At 49.7% G+C, this 19,714-nt stretch carries 18 protein-coding genes; 13 read left to right on the top strand and 5 right to left on the bottom strand.

Translation table 11 applies throughout. The features are described 5' to 3' along the window. Nucleotides 1-33: 33 nt before the first annotated feature. Nucleotides 34-210, bottom strand: a complete 177-nt coding sequence (locus HWI92_RS01290; RefSeq protein ID WP_204660406.1) for a DUF6496 domain-containing protein — start codon at nt 208-210, stop codon at nt 34-36. A 154-nt stretch (nt 211-364) separates the two neighbouring features. Here HWI92_RS01290 and HWI92_RS01285 point away from each other — a divergent pair, with 154 nt between their 5' ends. Together HWI92_RS01285 and HWI92_RS01280 are read left to right on the top strand one after the other, a co-directional pair. Beyond that, complete coding sequence (locus tag HWI92_RS01285; RefSeq protein WP_204660405.1) at nt 365-1,687, top strand: amidohydrolase family protein; 1,323 nt, start codon at nt 365-367, stop codon at nt 1,685-1,687. 93 nt (nt 1,688-1,780) lie between these two features. Further along, a complete protein-coding gene (locus HWI92_RS01280; RefSeq protein WP_204660404.1) occupies nt 1,781-2,149 on the top strand; it encodes a VOC family protein in 369 nt (122 codons plus the stop codon). A 57-nt stretch (nt 2,150-2,206) separates the two neighbouring features. Here HWI92_RS01280 and HWI92_RS01275 read toward each other — a convergent pair whose 3' ends face one another. Then, nucleotides 2,207-3,085 carry an alpha/beta fold hydrolase gene (locus HWI92_RS01275; RefSeq protein WP_204660403.1) on the bottom strand — a complete coding sequence of 293 codons (879 nt, stop codon included), beginning with the start codon at nt 3,083-3,085 and terminating at the stop codon, nt 2,207-2,209. Nucleotides 3,086-3,344: 259 nt separating this feature from the next. Between HWI92_RS01275 and HWI92_RS01270 the strand changes: the two genes are divergently transcribed. From HWI92_RS01270 to HWI92_RS01235, 8 genes are all read left to right on the top strand, one after another. After that, on the top strand, nt 3,345-4,328 hold the full coding sequence (locus HWI92_RS01270; RefSeq protein WP_204660402.1) for a hypothetical protein: 984 nt from the start codon (nt 3,345-3,347) through the stop codon (nt 4,326-4,328). Then, nucleotides 4,328-5,467 carry a glycosyltransferase family 4 protein gene (locus HWI92_RS01265; RefSeq protein ID WP_204660401.1) on the top strand — a complete coding sequence of 380 codons (1,140 nt, stop codon included), beginning with the start codon at nt 4,328-4,330 and terminating at the stop codon, nt 5,465-5,467. The genes HWI92_RS01270 and HWI92_RS01265 overlap by 1 nt, the downstream gene beginning before the upstream one ends. Before the next feature lie 40 nt (nt 5,468-5,507). Then, nucleotides 5,508-6,653 (top strand): glycosyltransferase, encoded by a 1,146-nt coding sequence (locus tag HWI92_RS01260; RefSeq protein ID WP_204660400.1) that lies wholly within the window; start codon nt 5,508-5,510, stop codon nt 6,651-6,653. A gap of 43 nt (nt 6,654-6,696) precedes the next feature. After that, complete coding sequence (locus tag HWI92_RS01255; protein ID WP_204660399.1) at nt 6,697-7,623, top strand: glycosyltransferase family 2 protein; 927 nt, start codon at nt 6,697-6,699, stop codon at nt 7,621-7,623. Next, on the top strand, nt 7,580-8,146 hold the full coding sequence (locus HWI92_RS01250) for a WcaF family extracellular polysaccharide biosynthesis acetyltransferase (protein ID WP_204660398.1): 567 nt from the start codon (nt 7,580-7,582) through the stop codon (nt 8,144-8,146). Before HWI92_RS01255 ends, HWI92_RS01250 begins: the two co-directional genes overlap by 44 nt. Further along, nucleotides 8,143-8,886, top strand: coding sequence for a glycosyltransferase family 2 protein (locus HWI92_RS01245; RefSeq protein ID WP_204660397.1), 744 nt, complete (start codon nt 8,143-8,145; stop codon nt 8,884-8,886). The genes HWI92_RS01250 and HWI92_RS01245 overlap by 4 nt, the downstream gene beginning before the upstream one ends. A 138-nt stretch (nt 8,887-9,024) precedes the next feature. Continuing rightward, nucleotides 9,025-10,233: an MraY family glycosyltransferase gene (locus HWI92_RS01240; RefSeq protein WP_204660396.1), complete on the top strand. Its 1,209-nt coding sequence runs from the start codon at nt 9,025-9,027 to the stop codon at nt 10,231-10,233. Between the two features lie 94 nt (nt 10,234-10,327). After that, on the top strand, nt 10,328-12,598 hold the full coding sequence (locus HWI92_RS01235) for an NADP-dependent malic enzyme (RefSeq protein ID WP_204660395.1): 2,271 nt from the start codon (nt 10,328-10,330) through the stop codon (nt 12,596-12,598). A 41-nt stretch (nt 12,599-12,639) separates the two neighbouring features. On the opposite strand, the gene HWI92_RS01230 is transcribed toward HWI92_RS01235, so the two are convergent. Next, nucleotides 12,640-14,493, bottom strand: a complete 1,854-nt coding sequence (locus tag HWI92_RS01230; protein WP_204660394.1) for a glycoside hydrolase family 2 protein — start codon at nt 14,491-14,493, stop codon at nt 12,640-12,642. 158 nt (nt 14,494-14,651) lie between these two features. Between HWI92_RS01230 and HWI92_RS01225 the strand changes: the two genes are divergently transcribed. Further along, complete coding sequence (locus HWI92_RS01225; protein WP_229248690.1) at nt 14,652-15,683, top strand: isoaspartyl peptidase/L-asparaginase family protein; 1,032 nt, start codon at nt 14,652-14,654, stop codon at nt 15,681-15,683. A 76-nt stretch (nt 15,684-15,759) separates the two neighbouring features. Next, the gene (locus tag HWI92_RS01220; RefSeq protein ID WP_204660392.1) at nt 15,760-16,866 is read left to right on the top strand and encodes a T9SS type A sorting domain-containing protein; all 1,107 of its coding nucleotides are present in this window, start codon (nt 15,760-15,762) and stop codon (nt 16,864-16,866) included. A 127-nt stretch (nt 16,867-16,993) separates the two neighbouring features. On the opposite strand, the gene HWI92_RS01215 is transcribed toward HWI92_RS01220, so the two are convergent. Next, nucleotides 16,994-17,911 carry an alpha/beta fold hydrolase gene (locus HWI92_RS01215; protein WP_204660391.1) on the bottom strand — a complete coding sequence of 306 codons (918 nt, stop codon included), beginning with the start codon at nt 17,909-17,911 and terminating at the stop codon, nt 16,994-16,996. Between the two features lie 192 nt (nt 17,912-18,103). On the opposite strand from HWI92_RS01215, the gene epsC reads away from it, so the two are divergent. After that, nucleotides 18,104-18,937, top strand: coding sequence for a serine O-acetyltransferase EpsC (gene epsC, locus HWI92_RS01210; protein ID WP_204660390.1), 834 nt, complete (start codon nt 18,104-18,106; stop codon nt 18,935-18,937). Here the strand turns inward: epsC and HWI92_RS01205 are convergent. After that, nucleotides 18,930-19,523 (bottom strand): TetR/AcrR family transcriptional regulator, encoded by a 594-nt coding sequence (locus HWI92_RS01205; RefSeq protein WP_204660389.1) that lies wholly within the window; start codon nt 19,521-19,523, stop codon nt 18,930-18,932. The genes epsC and HWI92_RS01205 overlap by 8 nt on opposite strands. Nucleotides 19,524-19,714 lie beyond the last annotated feature (191 nt).

Raw genomic sequence — 19,714 nt, 5'->3', positions numbered from 1 at the left:
GTTCTGAAAATAAACTGACAAATGGTATGTGGCTTAATCCTGCTTTTCGGGCACTTTTGCTCCTTCCTTGCGGGCTTCGGACAATCCTATGGCAATGGCCTGTTTGCGCGAAGTAACCTTGCGGCCGGTGCCAGACTTCAACTTGCCTTCTTTCTGCTCATGTAGAACTTCACCTACTTTATTGCTTGCTGCCTGGGAATATTTTGCCATGATTTTTCTATTCAGTTATATCCTTGTATTTCTTAGTTGTATGGTAATATTTTAGGATTTTCAATGACTCAACAAATCCCGTTCCAGCACTGAGGCTCAGGCCCCAAGGCTTTGGTATAATTGTGTTGAAGCAGGTATTAAACCCATTCAGATCATGAAAAAACAACTTTCCGTTTTGTTGCTTGCATTGTGCACAGCTGCCTTTGGGCAGAATACTACTACATTGTTTAAAAATGCCACCATCATTGATGGTACCGGCTCAGCTCCCAGGCAGGCAGATCTGCTCATCACCGGCCAGCGCATCACTGCCGTCGGCAAAAACCTCAAAGCAACGGGTGCACGGGAAGTAGACCTTCGTGGCAAAACCCTGATCCCGTCCCTCATTTGTGCCCATGCGCATATCGGCACGCTGAAAGGCACCACGTCAACGGCAGAGAACTATACGCGGGAAAATGTACTGCGCCATCTGAAAAAATACAGCGACTATGGCGTGGGTGCCATCCTGGTTATGGGTACAGACCGTCCGCTGATCTTTGAAGGCCTCCGCGACTCTACCGAGGCCGGCTTGCTGCCGGGTGCCCGGCTGTTTTCTGCGGGATACGGCTTCAACACACCCGATCCGCAGCCGGCATCATGGATGAACCTGCTGCAAAGGCCCGAAAAGCCGGAGGATGTGCCAGCCATGATGGAGAAGGTAGCCGCCGTGAAGCCCACGGTGATCAAGGTCTGGGTGGACGACCACGGCGGGGGGCAGAAGATGAAACCCGAAATTTACAAAGCCATTATCGCAGAAGCACACCGTCGTAATATCCGCGTTGCAGCGCACCTTTTTTACGCTGAGGATGCGCGTGCGCTGGTGGATGCAGGCGTCGATATCATTGCCCACAGCATCCGGGACAAGGAGGTTGATACGGACCTGCTGACCAAAATGAAACAAAAAAAGGTAGTCTATATCCCAACGCTTTCCCTGGATCAATACCAGATCGCCTATGCCGGTACTCCCGCCTGGATCAGCGATCCGTTTTTCACCTCGTCGCTTGAACCCGGCGTGCTGGAAATGGTGACCGATAAAGGTTACCAGGAAAAAGTGCGCAACTCGCCCGAGTATCCCAGAAATGTGGAAGCAGCTCGCATTGCACTTATAAATCTCAAGAAGGTCTACGATACCGGCATTATCGTCGCGCTGGGAACCGACTCGGGAGCATTTCCGATCCGTACGCAGGGATTTACGGAGCACCTGGAAATGGAACTGATGGTGAAAGCGGGTCTCTCTCCATTGCAGGCTCTTACGGTAAGTACCCGCAATGCAGCAGGTGCATTGCATATCGGGCAGGATTATGGTACGTTGGAAAAAGGTAAAAAGGCTGACTTTATCGTGCTGAATGCGAATCCGGCTGAAAATATTACAAACACGAGAAATATCGGCGCAATATGGAAAGACGGAAATGAAGTGAGCCGGGGTCCGCTGAGCAGATAGGCGCATTGCCCGCAGGTTATGAAAGCATAGATCGCAAAATCCTGGTTTTATTCAGATCAGCGGCTATTTTTGACCTTAAACAGAAAAGTACGCATGGGAATTGATTTCAAAAGACTTGACCACATCATGCTCTGCATTCCGGAAGGGAAAGAGCAGGATGCACGTGATTTTTATAGTGGAATATTAGGCTTAGAAGAACTGACTAATCTGGGCTATCCGCTCCCCAACGGAGCGATATGGTTTCAGATGGGAGATATACAACTTCACCTCCGCGCAGAAAAAACGCAGGATCTGTCGCAAAGACATCCCGCGTTTGAGGTCCATAATCTACAGGCCGCGCGGGAGCTGATGGAGCAGCACCATATTCCCATCAAAAACGAAAGCCCGATCCCGGGCCGGAACCGGTTTTCTTTCCGCGATCCGTTCGGCAACCGGATTGAGCTGATTGAAATGCATGTTTAAATAAAAATCAAACGGGCCCGTCAGCCGGGCCCGCTTCAATGAATATCCGGGATTTTATCAGTCCGTAATATCTGCATAAGGGTTGCTCACGGTGACCACTTCCTGGTTGATAAACTGGATCAGGTTTTCATTCAGGCGCTCCTTGTGCGTGATGAACAAACCGTGAGGCGCACTTTCGTACACGATGTACTCCGCTCCCGGCAGCAGCTCGGCTGTGCGGTTGCTGCTGGCTTTAATGGGGACTGTTTTGTCAGCTTCTCCGTGAATGATCAGCACCGGAACATCCAGCCTGGTTACTTCCTCGCGGAAATCGGTCGAGCTGAAACTGCGGATACACTGGCTGGTAGCACGGCTGGAAGCCTGCAGAGCAAGCATGGCGTGCCAAAGCATAATTTCGTCACTTACCGCATTGTGCAAAAGCGTATTTCCATAAAAATCCTTGGCAAAGCCCGACAGGAATTTAGGCCGGTCTTTCTCAACATCTGCCACAAAGCCATCAAAAAGGTCACCCGGTACCCCGTCCGGATTGTTGTCCGATTGCAACATATAAGGGAGTACGGTGCTGATCAGGACTACTTTACTGATCCGGCTGCTGCCATAGTGAGAGAGGTACCGCACTACTTCGCCTCCACCCATTGAAAATCCTACCAGAATCACATCGTGCAGGTCGAGCTCGTCGATTACTGCTTTCAGGTCACCGGCAAGTGTGGTATAATCATAGCCATCCCAAGGCTTGTCCGAGCGTCCGAACCCTCTCCTGTCATAGCCGATACAACGGATGCCATGCTTTGGCAGCTCATTGAACTGGTACTCCCACATTTCGTGGCTGAGCGGCCAGCCCGAGATGAACACAACAGGTTTGCCTTGTCCAACTTCATGGACCAGTATCTTCACAGATTCTCCTGCGAGACCGGCTTTTGATTCGATAAATTTCATAATGCTGAATTTTAGTAGTGGTTTAAGCCCGGCATGATCCGGGTTCTTGTTTACAGAGTACAGGCAGGAAATTATCATTCCAAAATGGGGTACCCTGAGCCGGCCTGGTGGTTGAGCATTTTTCTAGTCAGGTGCTGAACAACATGTGGAAAGTCGGGGCTTCTGATTGGGTTTGTATGCCTATTTATCCGATAAAATCGTATTTGGAAAAAGTAATTCTAAATTTGCACGGCCCAAGCGCATTCCCTGCCATTGAACCATGTTGAAGTACCTGTACAGATTTTTAATCCTCATCATCGTCCTTGCCGGTATTGCCGAAGTGGTGCTGAGGGTCAGGTACGGATTCTGCAACTCCCCCCTCTACATCTCCGATCCCGACTTTGAATACATTTACGCGCCCAACCAGGACGTGACGCGGTTTGGCTACGCGCTGCGCACTAACAGTCTGAGCATGCGTAGCGAGGAAGTGTTACCCACCGACAGCCTTGTGATCCTGCTGATCGGCGACTCGGTCGTGAATGGCGGGAGCCTCACAGATCAGGACAGCATTGCCACTACCCTGCTCGAAAAGCGTTTTCTGCGTGATTTCAATCAGCGCGTACGGGTTCTCAACATCAGCGCCGGTTCCTGGGGACCGGATAATATGGCTGCTTTTCTGAAAAAATACGGACTCTTCAAAGCGAAGCTGATGTGCCTCGTCACCAGCAGCCACGACGCACACGACATCATGTCGCACCAGAATACCGTGGGGGTCAATCCCGGCATGCCTGACAAGCAATATAAGGTTGCATTGTATGAACTTTGGGACCGGTACCGGTGGATTTTCTTTTACTACTGGAACACCGTTTTCTTTGCTCCGGAAGTACAGGAAACCGGCGGAGCGCAGCCCGACTCACTGCGGCGGGAAGAGCTGAAAGCCGCGGGTATCCGCAAGCCGGGCGTGGGATTCAATCCGGGCTACGGTCAGCTTTACAGCATGGCGCAGGCGCACAATATCCCCTTCTTCATTTATCTCCATCCCGAAATTTCAGAGGTGGAGCTGGGGCACTTCAATGATCAGGGTGACGAGATCATTGCATTTGCACAATCTCATAACATCCGGCTTATAAACGAGCTTCAAATGGGGATCAAACCTTCATTTTACAGGAAAATGGATGTTATTCACTACAATAGCCAGGGCCAGCAGTTTATGGCAGACAACCTGTATCCATTGTTTAAAGATTATTTAAAACTCGGCAAATAATGCGCATACTGATCATACATAACCAGCTATGGGCACACTATAAATCAAGGCTTTTCAACAAACTGTACGAGGCACTGAAAAAGCAGGCGCCCGGCAGCGACATGCAGGTGATACAGATCGCCCTGTACGAACGCAGCCGCAAGGCCATGCAGCCCGACAATACCATTGTATATGATTACCCTTACTGTGTCCTGTTCCAGAAAAGCCTGGAAGAAGTGAGTCTGAAGGAACGTACCAAAGCCCTTTTTCAAGCATTCAATGCCTACAAGCCGACCATCCTCAACATCACAGGCTATGCAGACTGGGCACAGGTTGCATTGATGGCCTATGCACGTTCGAAGGGTGTGAAAGTGGTTATTTCATCCGAGTCTTCGGTAATGGACCAGCAGCGTTCGTTCTGGAAGGAGGGCATTAAGAAGTTGATCCTCAGGCAGGCACAAGGGTTTTTCTGTTTTGGTAAAAGTCCGGCCGACTACCTGGTTAGTCTGGGTGTGCGGAAGCAGCAGATCCTGGTACAACATGGAGCCGTGATCGACGAGGATGTAATTTCCGGCCGGTACCAGCTCGCGGCCGCACTACCACGGCCCGAAAATGTGCGGCGGTTTATTTTTGTAGGCCGGCTTGCCCCTGAAAAGAACCTATCCATGCTCATCCGGGCATTTGATAACATTACCTCCGTACGCACCGGTACCTACACCTGGGAACTGGTGCTGGCAGGCGATGGCTCCGAGAGCGCAATGCTTCAGAACCTGGCCCATAAAAGTGCAGCAAGTGCAAACATCCACTTTACAGGCGGCATGCCCTGGTACCAGGTGCCCGGACAGCTTGCCAGGGCGGATGTACTGGTACTTCCCAGCTTGTCTGAGCCCTGGGGGCTGGTTGTCAATGAGGCGATGACCTGCGGCATGGCGGTCATCGTGTCAGAAAAATGCGGCTGTGTGCAGGATCTGGTGGTGAATGGGCAAAACGGTTTTACCTTTGACCCGCTCAGGCAGCCGGATCTCGAAAAAGCCATGCTGTACTTTGTACAGCATCCTGACCGGATCAGTAGCATGGGCAGGGAATCGGAAAAGCTGGTCGCACCATTTTCTTCCACAAAAGTAGCTGCGCAAATGGCAGCTGCCTTTCAGTCCTTGTAAATACCGGTACACCAGTATGCCGGACCTTAAAGCGGAATCAATGCGGATTTTAAATATTTGTGCTTACACCTGGGCGATCGGAGGACCTGCCAGGATCATTTACGACCATACGACGGAAGTGCTCCGGCTTGGTCACCAGGTAGACATCCTGAGCCCCATGACACCGGGTGAAAAGATGTACCCCGCACCCGAGGGAGCCCGCCTGATCCCTTGCGCCCGCACCACCCCTATCAGCAACATTTACCGCGAATTTTCTATTGAAATGTACCGGTACCTGGTGAAGCACATTCATGAATATGACGTCATACATATGCATGGTATATGGCACTTCGGGAGTCTGGCGCCTTTTTTAATCCCCAATAAAGCCGTCCTTGTCATTACCATCCATGGGCTGCTCGACCAATGGGCCGTAGCGCACAGCAAATGGAAGAAGGATCTGGTTACCTTCTTGTATCAGAAGCGGCTGCTCGGCAAAGCGGACTTGATCCAGATCAACAATACGGATGAGGAGGCGGACGTGATCCGGTACCTTGGCTACCGGCCGAAGAACATGGTGATCATTCCCAATGGCATGAAGGTCCCCGACTTCACCAATCTTCCTCCCAAGGGTATTTTCAGACGTAAAATGGGGATTGCGGAGGATGAGCAGCTGGTCCTTTTTATGGCAAGGCTCAATGTAAAAAAAGGGCTGGACCTGCTGTTGCCTGCATTTGAGAAAATCCATCGCCAGGTACCCCGCGCACGCCTGGTACTTGCCGGACCCGATGACGGTTACCAGGCACAAGCGGAAGAATTTATTCATAAACACCAGCTTACGAGCCGCATTCAGCTCGCAGGTATGCTCACGGACGCACACAAGAAAGAGGCCCTGGCCGACGCCGACCTGTTTGTACAACCCTCGTATTCCGAAGGTTTTTCGATCTCCGTGCTTGAAGCGATGACCTCCCGGGTACCTACCGTAGTGTCCGACCGGGTAGGCTTCGGAGATTATATCCGGCAGTACGATGCAGCCTTTCTGGCACCCTTAAATCCCGATGGTGTGGCTGAGGGGATTCTTAAAATATTACAAGACAAAGCGTTTGCTGCGGAAGTCGCAAATCGCGCCTTTTCAATGGTCACGGAAAATTTTGATATCCGTGTAGTAGCCGGCCGGTTATTGGAAGAATACAAGAAAATTAAAAAATAACCGCTACCTTTAACCCATACTTCTGAATTCCTGTTTTCTGGATATGATTGATTTATCCGTCATTATTTTAACACACAACGAATCCAGGCACATCGAGCGCTGTATCCAGAGCCTTCATCAGGTAACAGACAAAATTTTCATCGTCGACTCCTTTTCTACGGATAATACAGTAACACTGGCCCGCAACCTGGGGGCGATCGTCGTACAGAATCCCTGGGTATCCTACGCTTTCCAGTTCAATTTCGGAATCCAGAATAATCCATTCGGTACCGGCTGGGTCATGCGCATGGATGCCGACGAATACATCACACCAGAGCTTGCCGCGGAACTTACCGCCACCCTCCCGAAAGTGGACGCCGGTACATCCGGACTGTATGTAAAAAGGCGCGTCATTTTCATGGAAAAATGGATCCGGCGCGGAGGCTACTATCCTATCTGGCTGTTACGTATCTGGCGGAGCGGTATGGGCACCTGTGAAGAATTGTGGATGGACGAACATATCAAGCTCAGCAGCGGCAACACTGCCCAGCTCCGGCATGACATTGTGGACCACAATCTCAACAACCTTACCTGGTGGACGCAAAAGCATAACAACTATGCAATCAGGGAAGTGATCGATCTTCTGAATATCAGGTACAACTTTGACAACAAGCAAACCGTGGAGCCGGGCTTATGGGGCACGCAGGAGCAACGCACGCGCTATCTGAAAATCAGGTACGCGGCACTTCCGCTTTTTACGCGTCCGTTTATTTATTTCCTGTACCGCTACCTGTTCAAATTCGGTTTCCTGGATGGTACCCGCGGGCTGATCTGGCACTGCCTGCAGGGTTTCTGGTACCGCTTTCTGGTGGATGCCAAAATCTTCGAGGTATACCGCCGCGCAGGCAGGAACAAAGAGCATATTATATCACATTTCAGGACAGAGTATGGAAAAGACCTCACAAACCCAAACCAGTCTGTCCGCCTATAACAATGGCTGGTACCGGCCGGGCAGTAAGCTGAAACTGCTGGCATGGTATGTTGCCGGCAGACTATTTATCAATACCCGCATGCTTTACCCCAATGCATTCAAGCATTTTATATTGAGGTTATTCGGGGCTAAAATTGGCAGAGGGGTTGTCATCAAGCCCGCTGTGAACATCAAATATCCCTGGTTTTTAAGGATCGGGAATGACTGCTGGATAGGTGAAAAGGTGTGGATCGACAACCTCACTATGGTGATATTGGAATCAGATGTATGCCTCTCGCAGGGATGTATGCTCCTCACCGGAAACCATGACTACACCCGACCTGCTTTCGACCTCATTACCCGCCCGATCACCATTGCCAAAGGAGCCTGGATTGGTGCCCGGGCCACGGTTTGTCCGGGAGTAACCGTGGGTACGCACGCTGTGCTGACGGTGGGATCGGTAGCCTCAAAAAACCTCGAACCCTACGGCATTTACCAGGGAAATCCAGCTAACATTGTCAAAACAAGAATATTGAAGCCTTGAAAGTCAGTATTATCACCGTCGTCTACAATGGAGCCAGCACCATCCGGCAATGCATCGACTCGGTATTGATGCAGGATCACCCGGAGGTGGAGTACATTATCGTGGACGGAAACAGCACCGACGGTACCCAGCAGATTGTTGTATCTTACGGTGACAAAATTACCCGGTTTATCAGCGAACCCGACCGGGGCATATACGACGGGATGAACAAAGGCATAAAATTAGCAACGGGTACCATCATAGGGATCCTGAATGCGGATGACTTTTACGCAGGGAGCTCAATACTTTCGGAAGTGACCGGGCTGATGGAGGAAAAGAATGTACAGGGTTGTTACGGTGACCTGCAGTACGTGGATTTTTTTCAGGAAGATAAAATCAAAAGAAACTGGAAGTCGGGCGTATACAAGCCCGGTGCCTTCCTGAACGGCTGGATGCCTCCTCATCCTGCATTCTTTGTAAAAAGGGAAGTGTATGAAAAATGGGGATCATTCAGGCTGGACCTGGGCAGTGCGGCGGATTATGAATTTATGCTGAGAGTGGTGCACAAAGCCGGGATTTCGGTAGCTTACCTGCCCAAAGTGCTCGTCAAAATGCGGGTCGGAGGTGTAAGCAACAGTACGCTGAAGAACCGGATTGCGGCCAACCGGAATGATCAGAAAGCATGGCTGATCAATGATTTGAAACCGCGTTTTTATACCTTGCTGTTAAAGCCGCTGCGAAAAGTTACCCAGTTTTTTTAGCCTGGTTTTGAGGCAGGTAGCCTGTCAATAACTATTTCTACAAGCGCAATTTTTGTTTTCAAATATTAAAGTATATTTAAGCTCTTGAACCCCATTTCCTCTATCACGTTCTATTGACCTAAATATCGTGCAGACACTATGGATTTAACATTACCACTTCAGATTTTGAGCGACGGAAATGCCGGCAGCTTCATTCACCATGACATTTACCAGTGTATCCTGTCATTCCTGATTGCCTGCTTCCTGTCGATCATTTCTATCCCCATTATTATTAATCTTTCCAACCTGTTGCACCTTACCGCCAAGCCCGGCTTCCGGAGCTCTCACGAGACCGAAACACCTACCCTGGGCGGCATTGCAATTTTTGCCTCCACCCTGATCGCCTATTTCCTCTGGCCCCATTCTGAAAACATCCTGGATTCCAACCTGATCAGCCTGTCGATGACCGGTATTATTATCTTGTTTTTCCTCGGGATCAAGGATGATATCCTGGCTGTGGATCCTACCAAAAAGCTCATTATCCAGATTTTTGCCTCACTGATCCTGGTGGCTATGGGCAATTTCAAGGTGGACAATTTTTACGGCATTTTCGGCATTCACGATGTTTCTGATTTTATAAGCATCCCGCTTACCGTTTTTATATTCATTGCCATTATTAATGCCATTAACCTGATCGACGGCATTGACGGGCTTGCAGGCGGGATCAGCCTGATTGCGGGTGTCGGGTTCGGGATCTGGTTCATTCTCAATGACCATTTTTCATTCGGATGTCTTTCTTTTGCGATGTCAGGGTCACTGCTGGGATTTTTGCGGTTCAACTTTTCAAAAACCAGCAAAATCTTCATGGGCGACACCGGTTCGCTCATTGTAGGTTACCTGCTTTCCATCTTTTCAGTTGAGTTCCTGTCTCTGAACGTGGGCTACCTGCATGATACCAGTGCGTATTTCAATGCGCCGATCATCGTGATGGTACTGCTGATCGTACCCATCTTTGATACATTGCGCGTATTTATTGTTCGCATTTTCAAAGGCGGCTCACCATTCGTAGCCGACCGGAATCATATGCATCACATTCTCATCGACAACGGTCTCAACCATTTCTGGGCGTCGTTTGTGCTGTGGATGGTCACGATTGTCAATACTACGTTGTTTTTCATTTTTCACGGGGACATTACCAATACCGCCTCGCTGTATATCTACATCGGTATGTTTGGTGTTTACATGATCGTGGCGCATATGCTTAAAAGAAGGATCAGCACGGGCAAGGCAGTGAAGAAACTTGTAAAAAGTCCTTCTTTTAACGATGATGACCTTTCCGGTCCCGGCAAAATCCTGCGGGAATTGTAAGATTTCTACCCTGATTTCCTGTGAAAATGCAACGCGTCAGTTTGCGTTGGAATGAATGTTTGTACCTTAGCCACGAACTAATCGTCTATGATGTATGAACAAAAAGATCAGGAAAGAGGATGCCCTGTACTACCATTCCAAAGGGAGGCCCGGCAAAATCCAGGTGATCCCTACCAAAGAGACCAGCACACAAAGAGACCTCACATTAGCCTACTCGCCCGGTGTAGCCGAGCCCTGCCTTGAAATAGCTGAAAATATTGAAGACGCATACATTTACACTGCCAAAGGAAATCTGGTAGCAGTGATCAGCAATGGTACGGCCGTACTGGGCCTGGGTGATATAGGACCTGAGGCTTCCAAGCCGGTGATGGAAGGAAAAGGATTGCTCTTCAAGATATATGCAGATATCGACGTATTTGATATAGAGCTTAATACCAAAGACGTGGACGAGTTTGTGCGTACCGTCAAAATTCTCGAACCTACATTCGGCGGTGTAAACCTCGAAGATATCAAGGCTCCCGAATGCTTTGAAATCGAGTCGCGGCTCAAAAAAGAGCTGAATATTCCCGTCATGCACGACGACCAGCATGGTACTGCCATCATCAGCGCCGCAGCCATGCTCAATGCACTGGAACTTGTTAACAAGCAGATCGGCGATATCCGCGTGGTTGTTTCCGGCGCGGGTGCATCGGCAGTTTCGTGTACCAAACTGTACCTTTCATTGGGTGTAAATCCAAAAAATGTGGCAATGTTCGATACGAAAGGACATATTCACAATGGTCGTACAGATCTCGGTGAAATGAAAAAGCAGTTCGCTACGGATGTTGCTTACGAGTCGCTCGAAGATGCCATGAAAGGTGCCGATTTGTTCCTGGGCCTCTCCACTGCCGATATTGTTTCCAAGAATATGGTGAAGTCGATGGCCAAAGATCCCATCGTACTGGCTATGGCGAATCCCAATCCCGAAATCCCCTACCCCGACGCTGTGGAAGCAAGGGAGGACGTGATCATGGCTACCGGCCGCTCGGATTATCCCAATCAGGTCAACAACGTACTGGGTTTTCCCTACATTTTCAGGGGTGCGCTGGATGTTCGTGCTACGGAAATTAACGAAGAAATGAAGCTGGCTGCCGTACACGCGCTGGCAGATCTGGCCAAAAAGCCAGTTCCGGATATCGTCAACCTGGCTTACAATGAAACGAACATTGTGTTCGGAAAAAATTACATCATACCCAAACCCGTAGACCCGCGCCTGCTTACCACAGTGGCACCTGCAGTAGCCCGTGCTGCGATTGACACCGGCGTAGCCCGCAAGGTGATTACGGACTGGGATGCCTATGAGCAGGAATTGTCGGGCCGTCTCGGTCGCAATGAGCAGATCTCCCGGGTGATTCTTAGTAAAGCCAAACTCGCGCCCAAGAGAGTTGTATTTGCAGATGCTGAAAACATTCAGGTATTGCGGGCAGCGCAGCAGGTACGTGACGAAGGCATTGCTGTACCGATTCTGCTGGGTGGAAAAGATGCGATTCAGCACCTGATCAGTGAAAGCCAGCTTGACCTCGGTGATGTCACCATCATTGATCCGCGCGCATCGGAAAGTGAGCAAATGGTAGAAAAATACGCAACCCTGCTATATGACAAGCGGAAACGAAAGGGATTAACCCCCATTGAAGCCCGTCGTACCATGCTGTTTAAAAACTACTATGGCGCAATGATGGTGGAAAACGGAGAAGCGGAGGCGCTCATTTCCGGTTTGACGAGGACCTACCCGGATACGATCCGCCCGGCCTTGCATGTGATCGGAAAACAGGAAGGTGTCAACAAGGTGGCGGGTATGTATATCCTTCTCACGCCCAAAGGGCCGCTTTTTTTCTCGGATACCACTGTGAACCTTAACCCATCCGTAAATGATATTGTTGAAATTACCGAGCTGACTGCGAAAGCGGTCGAGAGTTTCAACATTCAGCCGCGGATTGCGCTGGTTACTTATGCCAACTATGGCAGTGCAGGCGGAGAAGATGCCGAAAAGATGCGCGAGGCGACAGCTATTCTCAAAAAGAGAAACCCGTCGATGACCGTAGAGGGCGAAATCCAGGCTCACCTTGCCTTCAATACAACACTGCTGAAAGAGAATCATCCATTCAGCGACCTGGTTGAAGGTGGCGCCAATACGCTTATATTCCCCAATCTTTCGGCGAGTAACATTGCCTATAACCTTCTGAAAGAGGTAGCCGAGCTGGAAACGATCGGACCTATCCTGCTGGGATTGAAAAAACCCGTACACGTACTGCAGCTGGGCAGCTCGGTACGCGAGATTGTGAATATGGTTGCAATTGCCGTCGTAGAGGCACAAATGAAGATGTAAGAAAGCAAAAACGTCCCGGAGCTATCCGGGACGCTTCTTTTTTACTTGAACTGGACAAATGCAGGATTGTACAGCTTCGAATGTATTTCTTTCAGTTTTGCCTCCGGAAACTTGATCACCTTCCGGTCATAAGTCATAAGCCCGTTCGTCTCCACTTCCACGTCTGTCGTTTGGGTGTAAACTGCGGCCGAAAGCCCTTTTCTGATCAGTGGCTCAAACCTCTTAATGAAGGTTTCGTACCGGGCATACAGCTCTTCCGGATTCTTGAATGTCTGATAACCCCAGTTGTCTTTTTGCTGCCATGTATGATCGTTTACCGGCAGTCCGAGCCCGCCGAATTCCCCCAGTACAATCACCTGCTTGGCACCAAACAAATCGGGTCGCGGCATGGCAGGGGCCGGGTAATTATGTAAATCCACAATATGGCCGGTCGGAAAAAAGTTACCGCCGCTCGCACTGTTTACAAGCCGGGTCGGATCATACTGCATAGTCCATTCTGTGATTTCGGTGGTTTTAAACTGGCCCCATGCCTCATTGAAAGGTACCCACACTACAATTGAAGGAAAATGCCTGTTGGCATCCATGATCGCCTTCCACTCTGTTTTATAGATATTTTCTGATTCCGGCGTGCGCTGCTGCTCGCTTTCATTGCCGGTGATACCCGGGTGTGGGTTCCACTCGTTGCCGAGATCGCCGCTTGGCATATCCTGCCATACAAGCATACCCAGCTCGTCGCAGTACCGGTACCAGCGTGCAGGCTCCACTTTTACGTGCTTCCGGATCATATTGAAGCCCATTTCTTTCGTTTTGATGATGTCAAACTTCAAGGCTTCATCCGTCGGTGCGGTATAAAGGCCGTCAGGCCACCAGCCCTGGTCGAGGGGGCCATACTGAAATAGAAACTTGTTGTTGAGCATCATACGCTGAATGCCCGCAGCATCAGCCTGCATGCTGATCTTGCGCATGGCAAAGTAACTTTTAGCCTCATCCACCACTTTTCCACCGCGGGTTACCGTCACCATCAGGTCGTACAGAAACGGATTTTCAGGTGACCACAACTTTGCATTTGCAATGCTGAGCGTGCATTCGCTTCCGGGCGCACACGACTGTTCGGCAACCTTCGTCTGTCCGTCGAGGGCAACGATTTTCACCATATCCCCGGCAGCCGCCCGCGCTACTTTCGGCGTAATTTTGAGGGTCTGCTGGTCGATGTCGGCTGTGTAAGGCAGGTCGGTAATGTATGCATCGGCAACGGTTTCAATCCACACGGTTTGCCAGATCCCGGTCACCGGCGTGTACCAGATGGCGTGGGGATTTTTGATCTGCTTGCCGCGCGGCTGCGGACCATCGCTGCTGGGATCCCATACTTTCACGGTGATTTCCTGCTGCTTCTTTTTGGAGAGTAAATCAGTAATATCAAAGGTGAAAGGATCGTAGCCTCCCTGGTGCGTACCCGCTGGTTTCCCATTTACAAAAACGTCACACTTCCAGTCTACCGCACCGAAATGCAGCAGCACGCGCTGTGATTTCAGTTTAGATGAAAAATCAAAAACGCGGTGGTACCATAGGATGCTGTCCTTCCCCACCGTTTTACCCACTCCCGACAAGGAAGATTCTACGGCGAATGGTACCAGGATTTTACCCTGAAAGGCAGGCGGAACAGTTTCTCCCGATGCCTTGGGCAAAATAGCATAGTCCCACAGCCCATTGATGTTGAACCAGTGCTGCCGTACCAGCTGCGGGCGTGGGTATTCGGCATGGACATTGGCCGGCACTACCTTGGCGGCCCACTCGGTGACAATTTTCCCTTCAACATATTTCCAGTTGGACGTTTCCTGCGCCTGCGTCCGTATACAGGCAAGAAGAATGAGCAGGCACCATGTAAATTTTTTCATGAAAAAGTGTTTAGATCGACAATAGCAGCGGCATAATTACAAAGAACTGCCCAAAACGCCGCTACTTTCTGCAATGGTTTTAGCCGCAAAGTTGCTAGTTTTGGCTTGCTCACCTTTTCGACACCAGGATGAAATGCTTGTTCACATTATTTGCCATAATGACCATGCTGCCCGCATTTGCACAGGATTTTTCGGATAAAATCACGCTTGTCATTCATGGTGGTGCCGGTACAATCACGCGTGCCAACATGACGCCGGAGAAAGAAAAAGCCTACCGGGAAGGCATGCAGCTGGCTTTGCATAAAGGGTATGATGTACTGAAAAAAGGTGGCACGAGCGTGCAGGCTGTGGAAGCAGCGATCCGCGTGATGGAGGATTCGCCCCTCTTCAATGCGGGAAAAGGTGCCGTGTTTACGCACGAGGGCAAAAACGAGCTGGATGCTTCTGTTATGGAAGGCCAATCCCTGAAAGCAGGATCCATAGCGGGCGTGACCACGATCCGGAACCCGATCAGTGCTGCGATTGCGGTTATGGAAAAATCGCCGCATGTGATGATGGCCGGGAGGGGAGCGGAGGAGTTTGCCAGGGAAAAAGGGCTGGAAATCGTGGATCCCTCCTACTTTTATACCGAAAGCAGGTACAAGGCTCTGCAGCGAGCCCGGGAAGAGGAGAAAACAGAGCTGGACCACAATGCCAAAGACGAGAAAGCACTGAAAAAAGGCCCTAAGTCGGGCATGAATGCGCCTGAAAACCTGATTTTTGATGAAGGAAAAAAGTACGGAACGGTAGGCTGCGTGGCACTGGACCGCTTCGGGAACCTAGCGGCGGGGACTTCTACAGGCGGTATGACCAACAAACGTTATGGACGCATCGGGGATGCTCCGGTGATCGGGGCGGGTACTTATGCCAATAACAATACCTGCGCAGTGTCGGCCACGGGACATGGCGAGTACTTTATCCGCTCGGTGGTGGCTTACGATATTTCTGCTTTGATGGAATACAAAGGCATGACTTTGGATGAAGCTGCCAGAGAGGTGGTGATGAAAAAGCTGGTTGAGCGTGGCGGCGAAGGAGGTGTGATCGCGCTGGACAGGCAGGGCAACATCTCGATGCCATTCAACAGCGAGGGAATGTACCGCGGTTACATCAAAAGTGATGAAAAAAGCGAGATTCTGATTTATAAAGACTAACCTTTCGATACAAATAACCTTTACACCGACGTTTTCAACATAATAAAACCGTTACTTACCGGCACTCGATGTATATATGAAATCTATTTACCTATTCCTGCTTCTGCTGCTTATATCAGGCCCGGCCGCGCTCGCCACACACCTTAGAGGTGGCGAAATACTTGCGTCGCATGTGTCGGGTCAGACTTTCGATATTACCGTAAGGGTGTACTTTGACAGGGCAAACGGAGGAGGCGCTGCTGATTCACAACAGTTAGTTTCCGTTTGTTTCGGTGATGGTGACACAGCCACGTTTTCCCGTAAGTCATACACCGATCTTCCCGGGCTCAGCGGCATTGCGGTAGGCGACTATGTCGGGCGGCATACATTTCCATCCGCCGACATGTTTCAGGTTTCGGTTTCTTTGAACAACAGGGTAAACTCCCTTAACCTGACCAACTCGCAGAACAAGCCTATGTTTTTGTGGACGATCGTTAATACGAAGTTCAGCAATGCAACACCCGTATTGCCATATCTCAATTTCGAAGCGGGAATCCGGCAGGTATTTTCCGTAGATCTTACCCCGCGGGGTACCGAGTCAGACAGCGTTTCGGTACGTGTGCAGCGACTCAGCGGTGCTTCGCCGGGTACCTGTGGCGTGCGCATGCTTGAAAAAGGTTACGTGTACCCGAACGAAATCAGTGCAAAAGGCATATTCAAGATTGATCCTGCGCAGAAAAAGCTGGTCTGGCAGGCACCCGAAGTAGTAGGTGTCTACCTCTATGCAATTGTGGTGGATGAATGGCGCGATGGTGCAAAAATATCGGAAAGTTACCGGGAAGGTGCCATTTCTGTGACAGACAAAGGTGGGCCTACCGTGGAAATACCGCCTTACGAATCGGCTGAGGATGGCGGAGTCATCACGTCGAATCCGGGCCTGGATGGGCAAGGCCTTTCACTTTCGATTGAAGCCTACCCCAATCCGACCGATAGTTACGTAAATGCAAAAGTATACAGCCGGAACCGTGCCGTAATCAGCATGCAGCTTATTGATCTGAAAGGAAGAATTCTGCGGAAGACAAACACCAAGGCGGCAGTAGTAGCTACGGACGAAGTCTTTGATCTTTCCCGTCTTCCAAGCGGCATTTATCTTATCAAGGCCGATAATGGTACCGACACCGTTACCCAGAAGGTCATGCACTGAGCAACCGGAATCATGGTAAATGGTTGAAACTTACATTTCAGCCTGCCTGCAAATCACGGCTTTCAAGAATTTATGTAAAAATAAAGGGCTGCCATCTGACAGCCCTTTATTTTTGTAAACGCTGATATCAGTTCCCCGAGGAAACTTCGGCAGCCGGAGGAACCGAGACGGAAGTAATGCCATCACGTACCAGCTGGCCTCTCAGCAACAGCTCCTTGATCATGGAAAGATGCGTGTAGGTGATCATATGCCCGGCATTATACAGATAAATGTATTGGGCGCGCTTGCTCTTGATGTGCTTTTTGGCAAAGTCAATATTTTTCGGATCGGCGATCCAGTCGTTTCCACCCTGGATAACTGTCGTAGGCATTGTGAGATCCTGCCAGATGGGAAGGATCTTTTTCAATTCGTTAGAATGGCTGTATTTCTCCGCAGTAGCTGTATTGAATTCGCCCGGAAGGAAAAGCTGGATAAATGCATTGCGACCCCATTTGGAAAACCAGTAAAACTTTTCTCTTTCCGGATCGATCACCGGAGATACCATCACCAGCTCCTTAACCTGATCGGGTACGAGGGAGGCAAATTTGGCAGCGATCGGGGCACCGTACGACCTGCCCAGCACGGTAATCTTCTGCTTGCTCTTATTCATGGCCAGTACAGGGAGCAGGGAGTTGGCCTGCATCTCAATGGAAGTTACATGCCGGAGTTTTTTGAGACGTGACTTTCCATAGCCCACTCTGTCCACAGACACAATGTGGAAATTTTTTTGCAGGTCCTGATCATCCATCAGGTTCATGTAACCCCATAATGAGCCGGGTGCGCCATGGATCAGCAGCAGCATCGGAAGGGTATCGGCACCCACACTCGCCACACAAAGGGTTAGTGTGTCATTTTTGATGATATATTCTTCAGGCTTTACCTTTTTAAGCGCATAATGTTTCCTGACCTGCTTCGCTGTAATGGTGTACTTGGAAAAACACGAAGTAAGTGAGGCCGCCAGGAAAAGATAGCATAATGTGCTCCGGAGAAATTTAAAACTGACCATATACTTCCGGGAATGCCACGGTATTTAATAACTTACAGGATATTTCAATATACGACTTAACATAGAATTTCGCCGAATTTCAATGCACTTTTTCGAAATGCTCAGGGTGCAAAAATTTTTCCGCCGCATTCTTTGTTAGCAGAGAAAACAAGGACACAACGTTCCCTCTCAAAAGTTTAATACCAGGGTTTAATGACATCAGATCATCCAGATTCTTTTCTTTCCCGATTGTCGCGGCAAAACGATAAATACCGGTATAAACTGCCCTCACGTCAGGATGCAGGCAAATTCATCCAGAACCTGATCAACTTTCTTTTTCCGATCAGTCAGGATTGCCCTGCCTGCCCGAATAAAGACCTGACGATGAAATACGCCGATTTGCGGAAAGATCTGGACTGTATGCTGCAGCCGTTGATACCCCACCTTGAAAAAGACAAAGAAGAAATTCTGAACGAGGTGTTCGCTTCTATCCCGCAGATTTACGACATGCTGCTGCTTGATGCCCGTTCCATCACGGACAATGATCCTGCGTCGGTTAGCATTGAGGAAGTGATTTCAGTGTACCCCGGCTTTATGGCGATCGCAACGTACCGGTTTGCACATAGCTTTGCGCATTGCGGTATCCCGCTCCTGCCCCGCATGCTGACCGAGTTTGCCCATGGTCAGACGGGCATCGATATTCACCCGAACGCGGTTATCGGACATTCGTTTTTTATTGATCATGGCACGGGCGTGGTCATTGGTGAAACTACGCACATCGGCAACAATGTGAAGTTGTATCAGGGTGTGACGCTGGGCGCGACGCATGTGTCTAAATCACTCGCTTCCCGCAAGCGTCACCCGACCATTGAGGATAATGTGGTGGTATATGCAAATGCAACAATACTGGGCGGGGATACGGTCATCGGCCACGACTCTGTGATTGGCGGCAATGCATGGCTCGTCAGGAGCGTACCTCCATTTTCGCAGGTTTATCACCAGAGCAAAATAGAGATACGCCAGCAGTCGGCTCCATCCGTTACATAATGCTCCGGATGAAGCGGCGGATTCCTTCCATATAAACCGGCTCTGCCTGCGGAAAAGCATGCCGCGGCTGGGTGGTCATGGTAATACTGATAAAACCAAAAGTAAGGCACCACCATTCATAATAGGTTTTGGTTACAGCCTCCCCTGACTTCGGCCTCAGGCTCGCTATCATTTCCCATACCGGATTGCCAGTGATATTCATGGCATGGGAATAAACCTTCTTGGCGTCACAGTAAGCACCTTCCAGATTAAACATGACCTGAAAAACCTCAGGATTTTTCACTGCAAAGTTCCATATCGTCTGCGCAACCTCTACCAGCTGCTTCTGGGGATTGCTGAAATGTGTCTTGATTTTTAAAAATTCAGCCTGCAGGAAATCAAACCCTTCCACGCGAATCGCTTCAAGCAACTTATCTTTACTTTCGAAGTATTCATAAAGGATTGGCGGGCTATATTCGATCACGTCAGCGATCTTGCGGATAGACACAGCCGGCCAGCCATCTTCACGGGCAATTTCTTTGGCAGTTTTAACGATATCGGAACGTACCTGTATTCTTAAGCGCTCTCTCCGCTCTACTATTCCCATGCTCTAAAAGGTGCTTTATTGAGTGAGTAAGAATCATATGCTTTCAAATATAACCATCCCCCATTTACGGTTCAACTGCATAACCGGCGATTGGCAATCCGATGCCGCTTTTCGAGTGAAGTTTTGGAGAAATCATCCCGTACGAACCCTTATCGCCAGGTGATAGGCTTTCCCGATTTTTAATGGGATTC

This window comes from Dyadobacter sandarakinus, from assembly GCF_016894445.1.
GTDB classification, from domain to species: Bacteria; Bacteroidota; Bacteroidia; order Cytophagales; family Spirosomataceae; genus Dyadobacter; species Dyadobacter sandarakinus.
Note: the sequence above shows the minus strand (reverse complement) of the source record. Positions and strands in the feature narration are given on the sequence as shown.

Coding starts and splice junctions, on each gene's coding strand:
- HWI92_RS01285 (WP_204660405.1), top strand. CDS start 365: ATGAAAAAACAACTTTCCGTTTTGTTGCTTGCATTGTGCACAGCTGCC.
- HWI92_RS01290 (WP_204660406.1), bottom strand. CDS start 210: ATGGCAAAATATTCCCAGGCAGCAAGCAATAAAGTAGGTGAAGTTCTA.
- HWI92_RS01265 (WP_204660401.1), top strand. CDS start 4,328: ATGCGCATACTGATCATACATAACCAGCTATGGGCACACTATAAATCA.
- HWI92_RS01250 (WP_204660398.1), top strand. CDS start 7,580: ATGGAAAAGACCTCACAAACCCAAACCAGTCTGTCCGCCTATAACAAT.
- HWI92_RS01220 (WP_204660392.1), top strand. CDS start 15,760: ATGAAATCTATTTACCTATTCCTGCTTCTGCTGCTTATATCAGGCCCG.
- HWI92_RS01205 (WP_204660389.1), bottom strand. CDS start 19,523: ATGGGAATAGTAGAGCGGAGAGAGCGCTTAAGAATACAGGTACGTTCC.
- HWI92_RS01255 (WP_204660399.1), top strand. CDS start 6,697: ATGATTGATTTATCCGTCATTATTTTAACACACAACGAATCCAGGCAC.
- HWI92_RS01270 (WP_204660402.1), top strand. CDS start 3,345: ATGTTGAAGTACCTGTACAGATTTTTAATCCTCATCATCGTCCTTGCC.
- HWI92_RS01235 (WP_204660395.1), top strand. CDS start 10,328: ATGAACAAAAAGATCAGGAAAGAGGATGCCCTGTACTACCATTCCAAA.
- HWI92_RS01260 (WP_204660400.1), top strand. CDS start 5,508: ATGCGGATTTTAAATATTTGTGCTTACACCTGGGCGATCGGAGGACCT.
- HWI92_RS01240 (WP_204660396.1), top strand. CDS start 9,025: ATGGATTTAACATTACCACTTCAGATTTTGAGCGACGGAAATGCCGGC.
- HWI92_RS01215 (WP_204660391.1), bottom strand. CDS start 17,911: ATGGTCAGTTTTAAATTTCTCCGGAGCACATTATGCTATCTTTTCCTG.
- HWI92_RS01275 (WP_204660403.1), bottom strand. CDS start 3,085: ATGAAATTTATCGAATCAAAAGCCGGTCTCGCAGGAGAATCTGTGAAG.
- HWI92_RS01280 (WP_204660404.1), top strand. CDS start 1,781: ATGGGAATTGATTTCAAAAGACTTGACCACATCATGCTCTGCATTCCG.
- HWI92_RS01230 (WP_204660394.1), bottom strand. CDS start 14,493: ATGAAAAAATTTACATGGTGCCTGCTCATTCTTCTTGCCTGTATACGG.
- HWI92_RS01225 (WP_229248690.1), top strand. CDS start 14,652: ATGACCATGCTGCCCGCATTTGCACAGGATTTTTCGGATAAAATCACG.
- epsC (WP_204660390.1), top strand. CDS start 18,104: ATGACATCAGATCATCCAGATTCTTTTCTTTCCCGATTGTCGCGGCAA.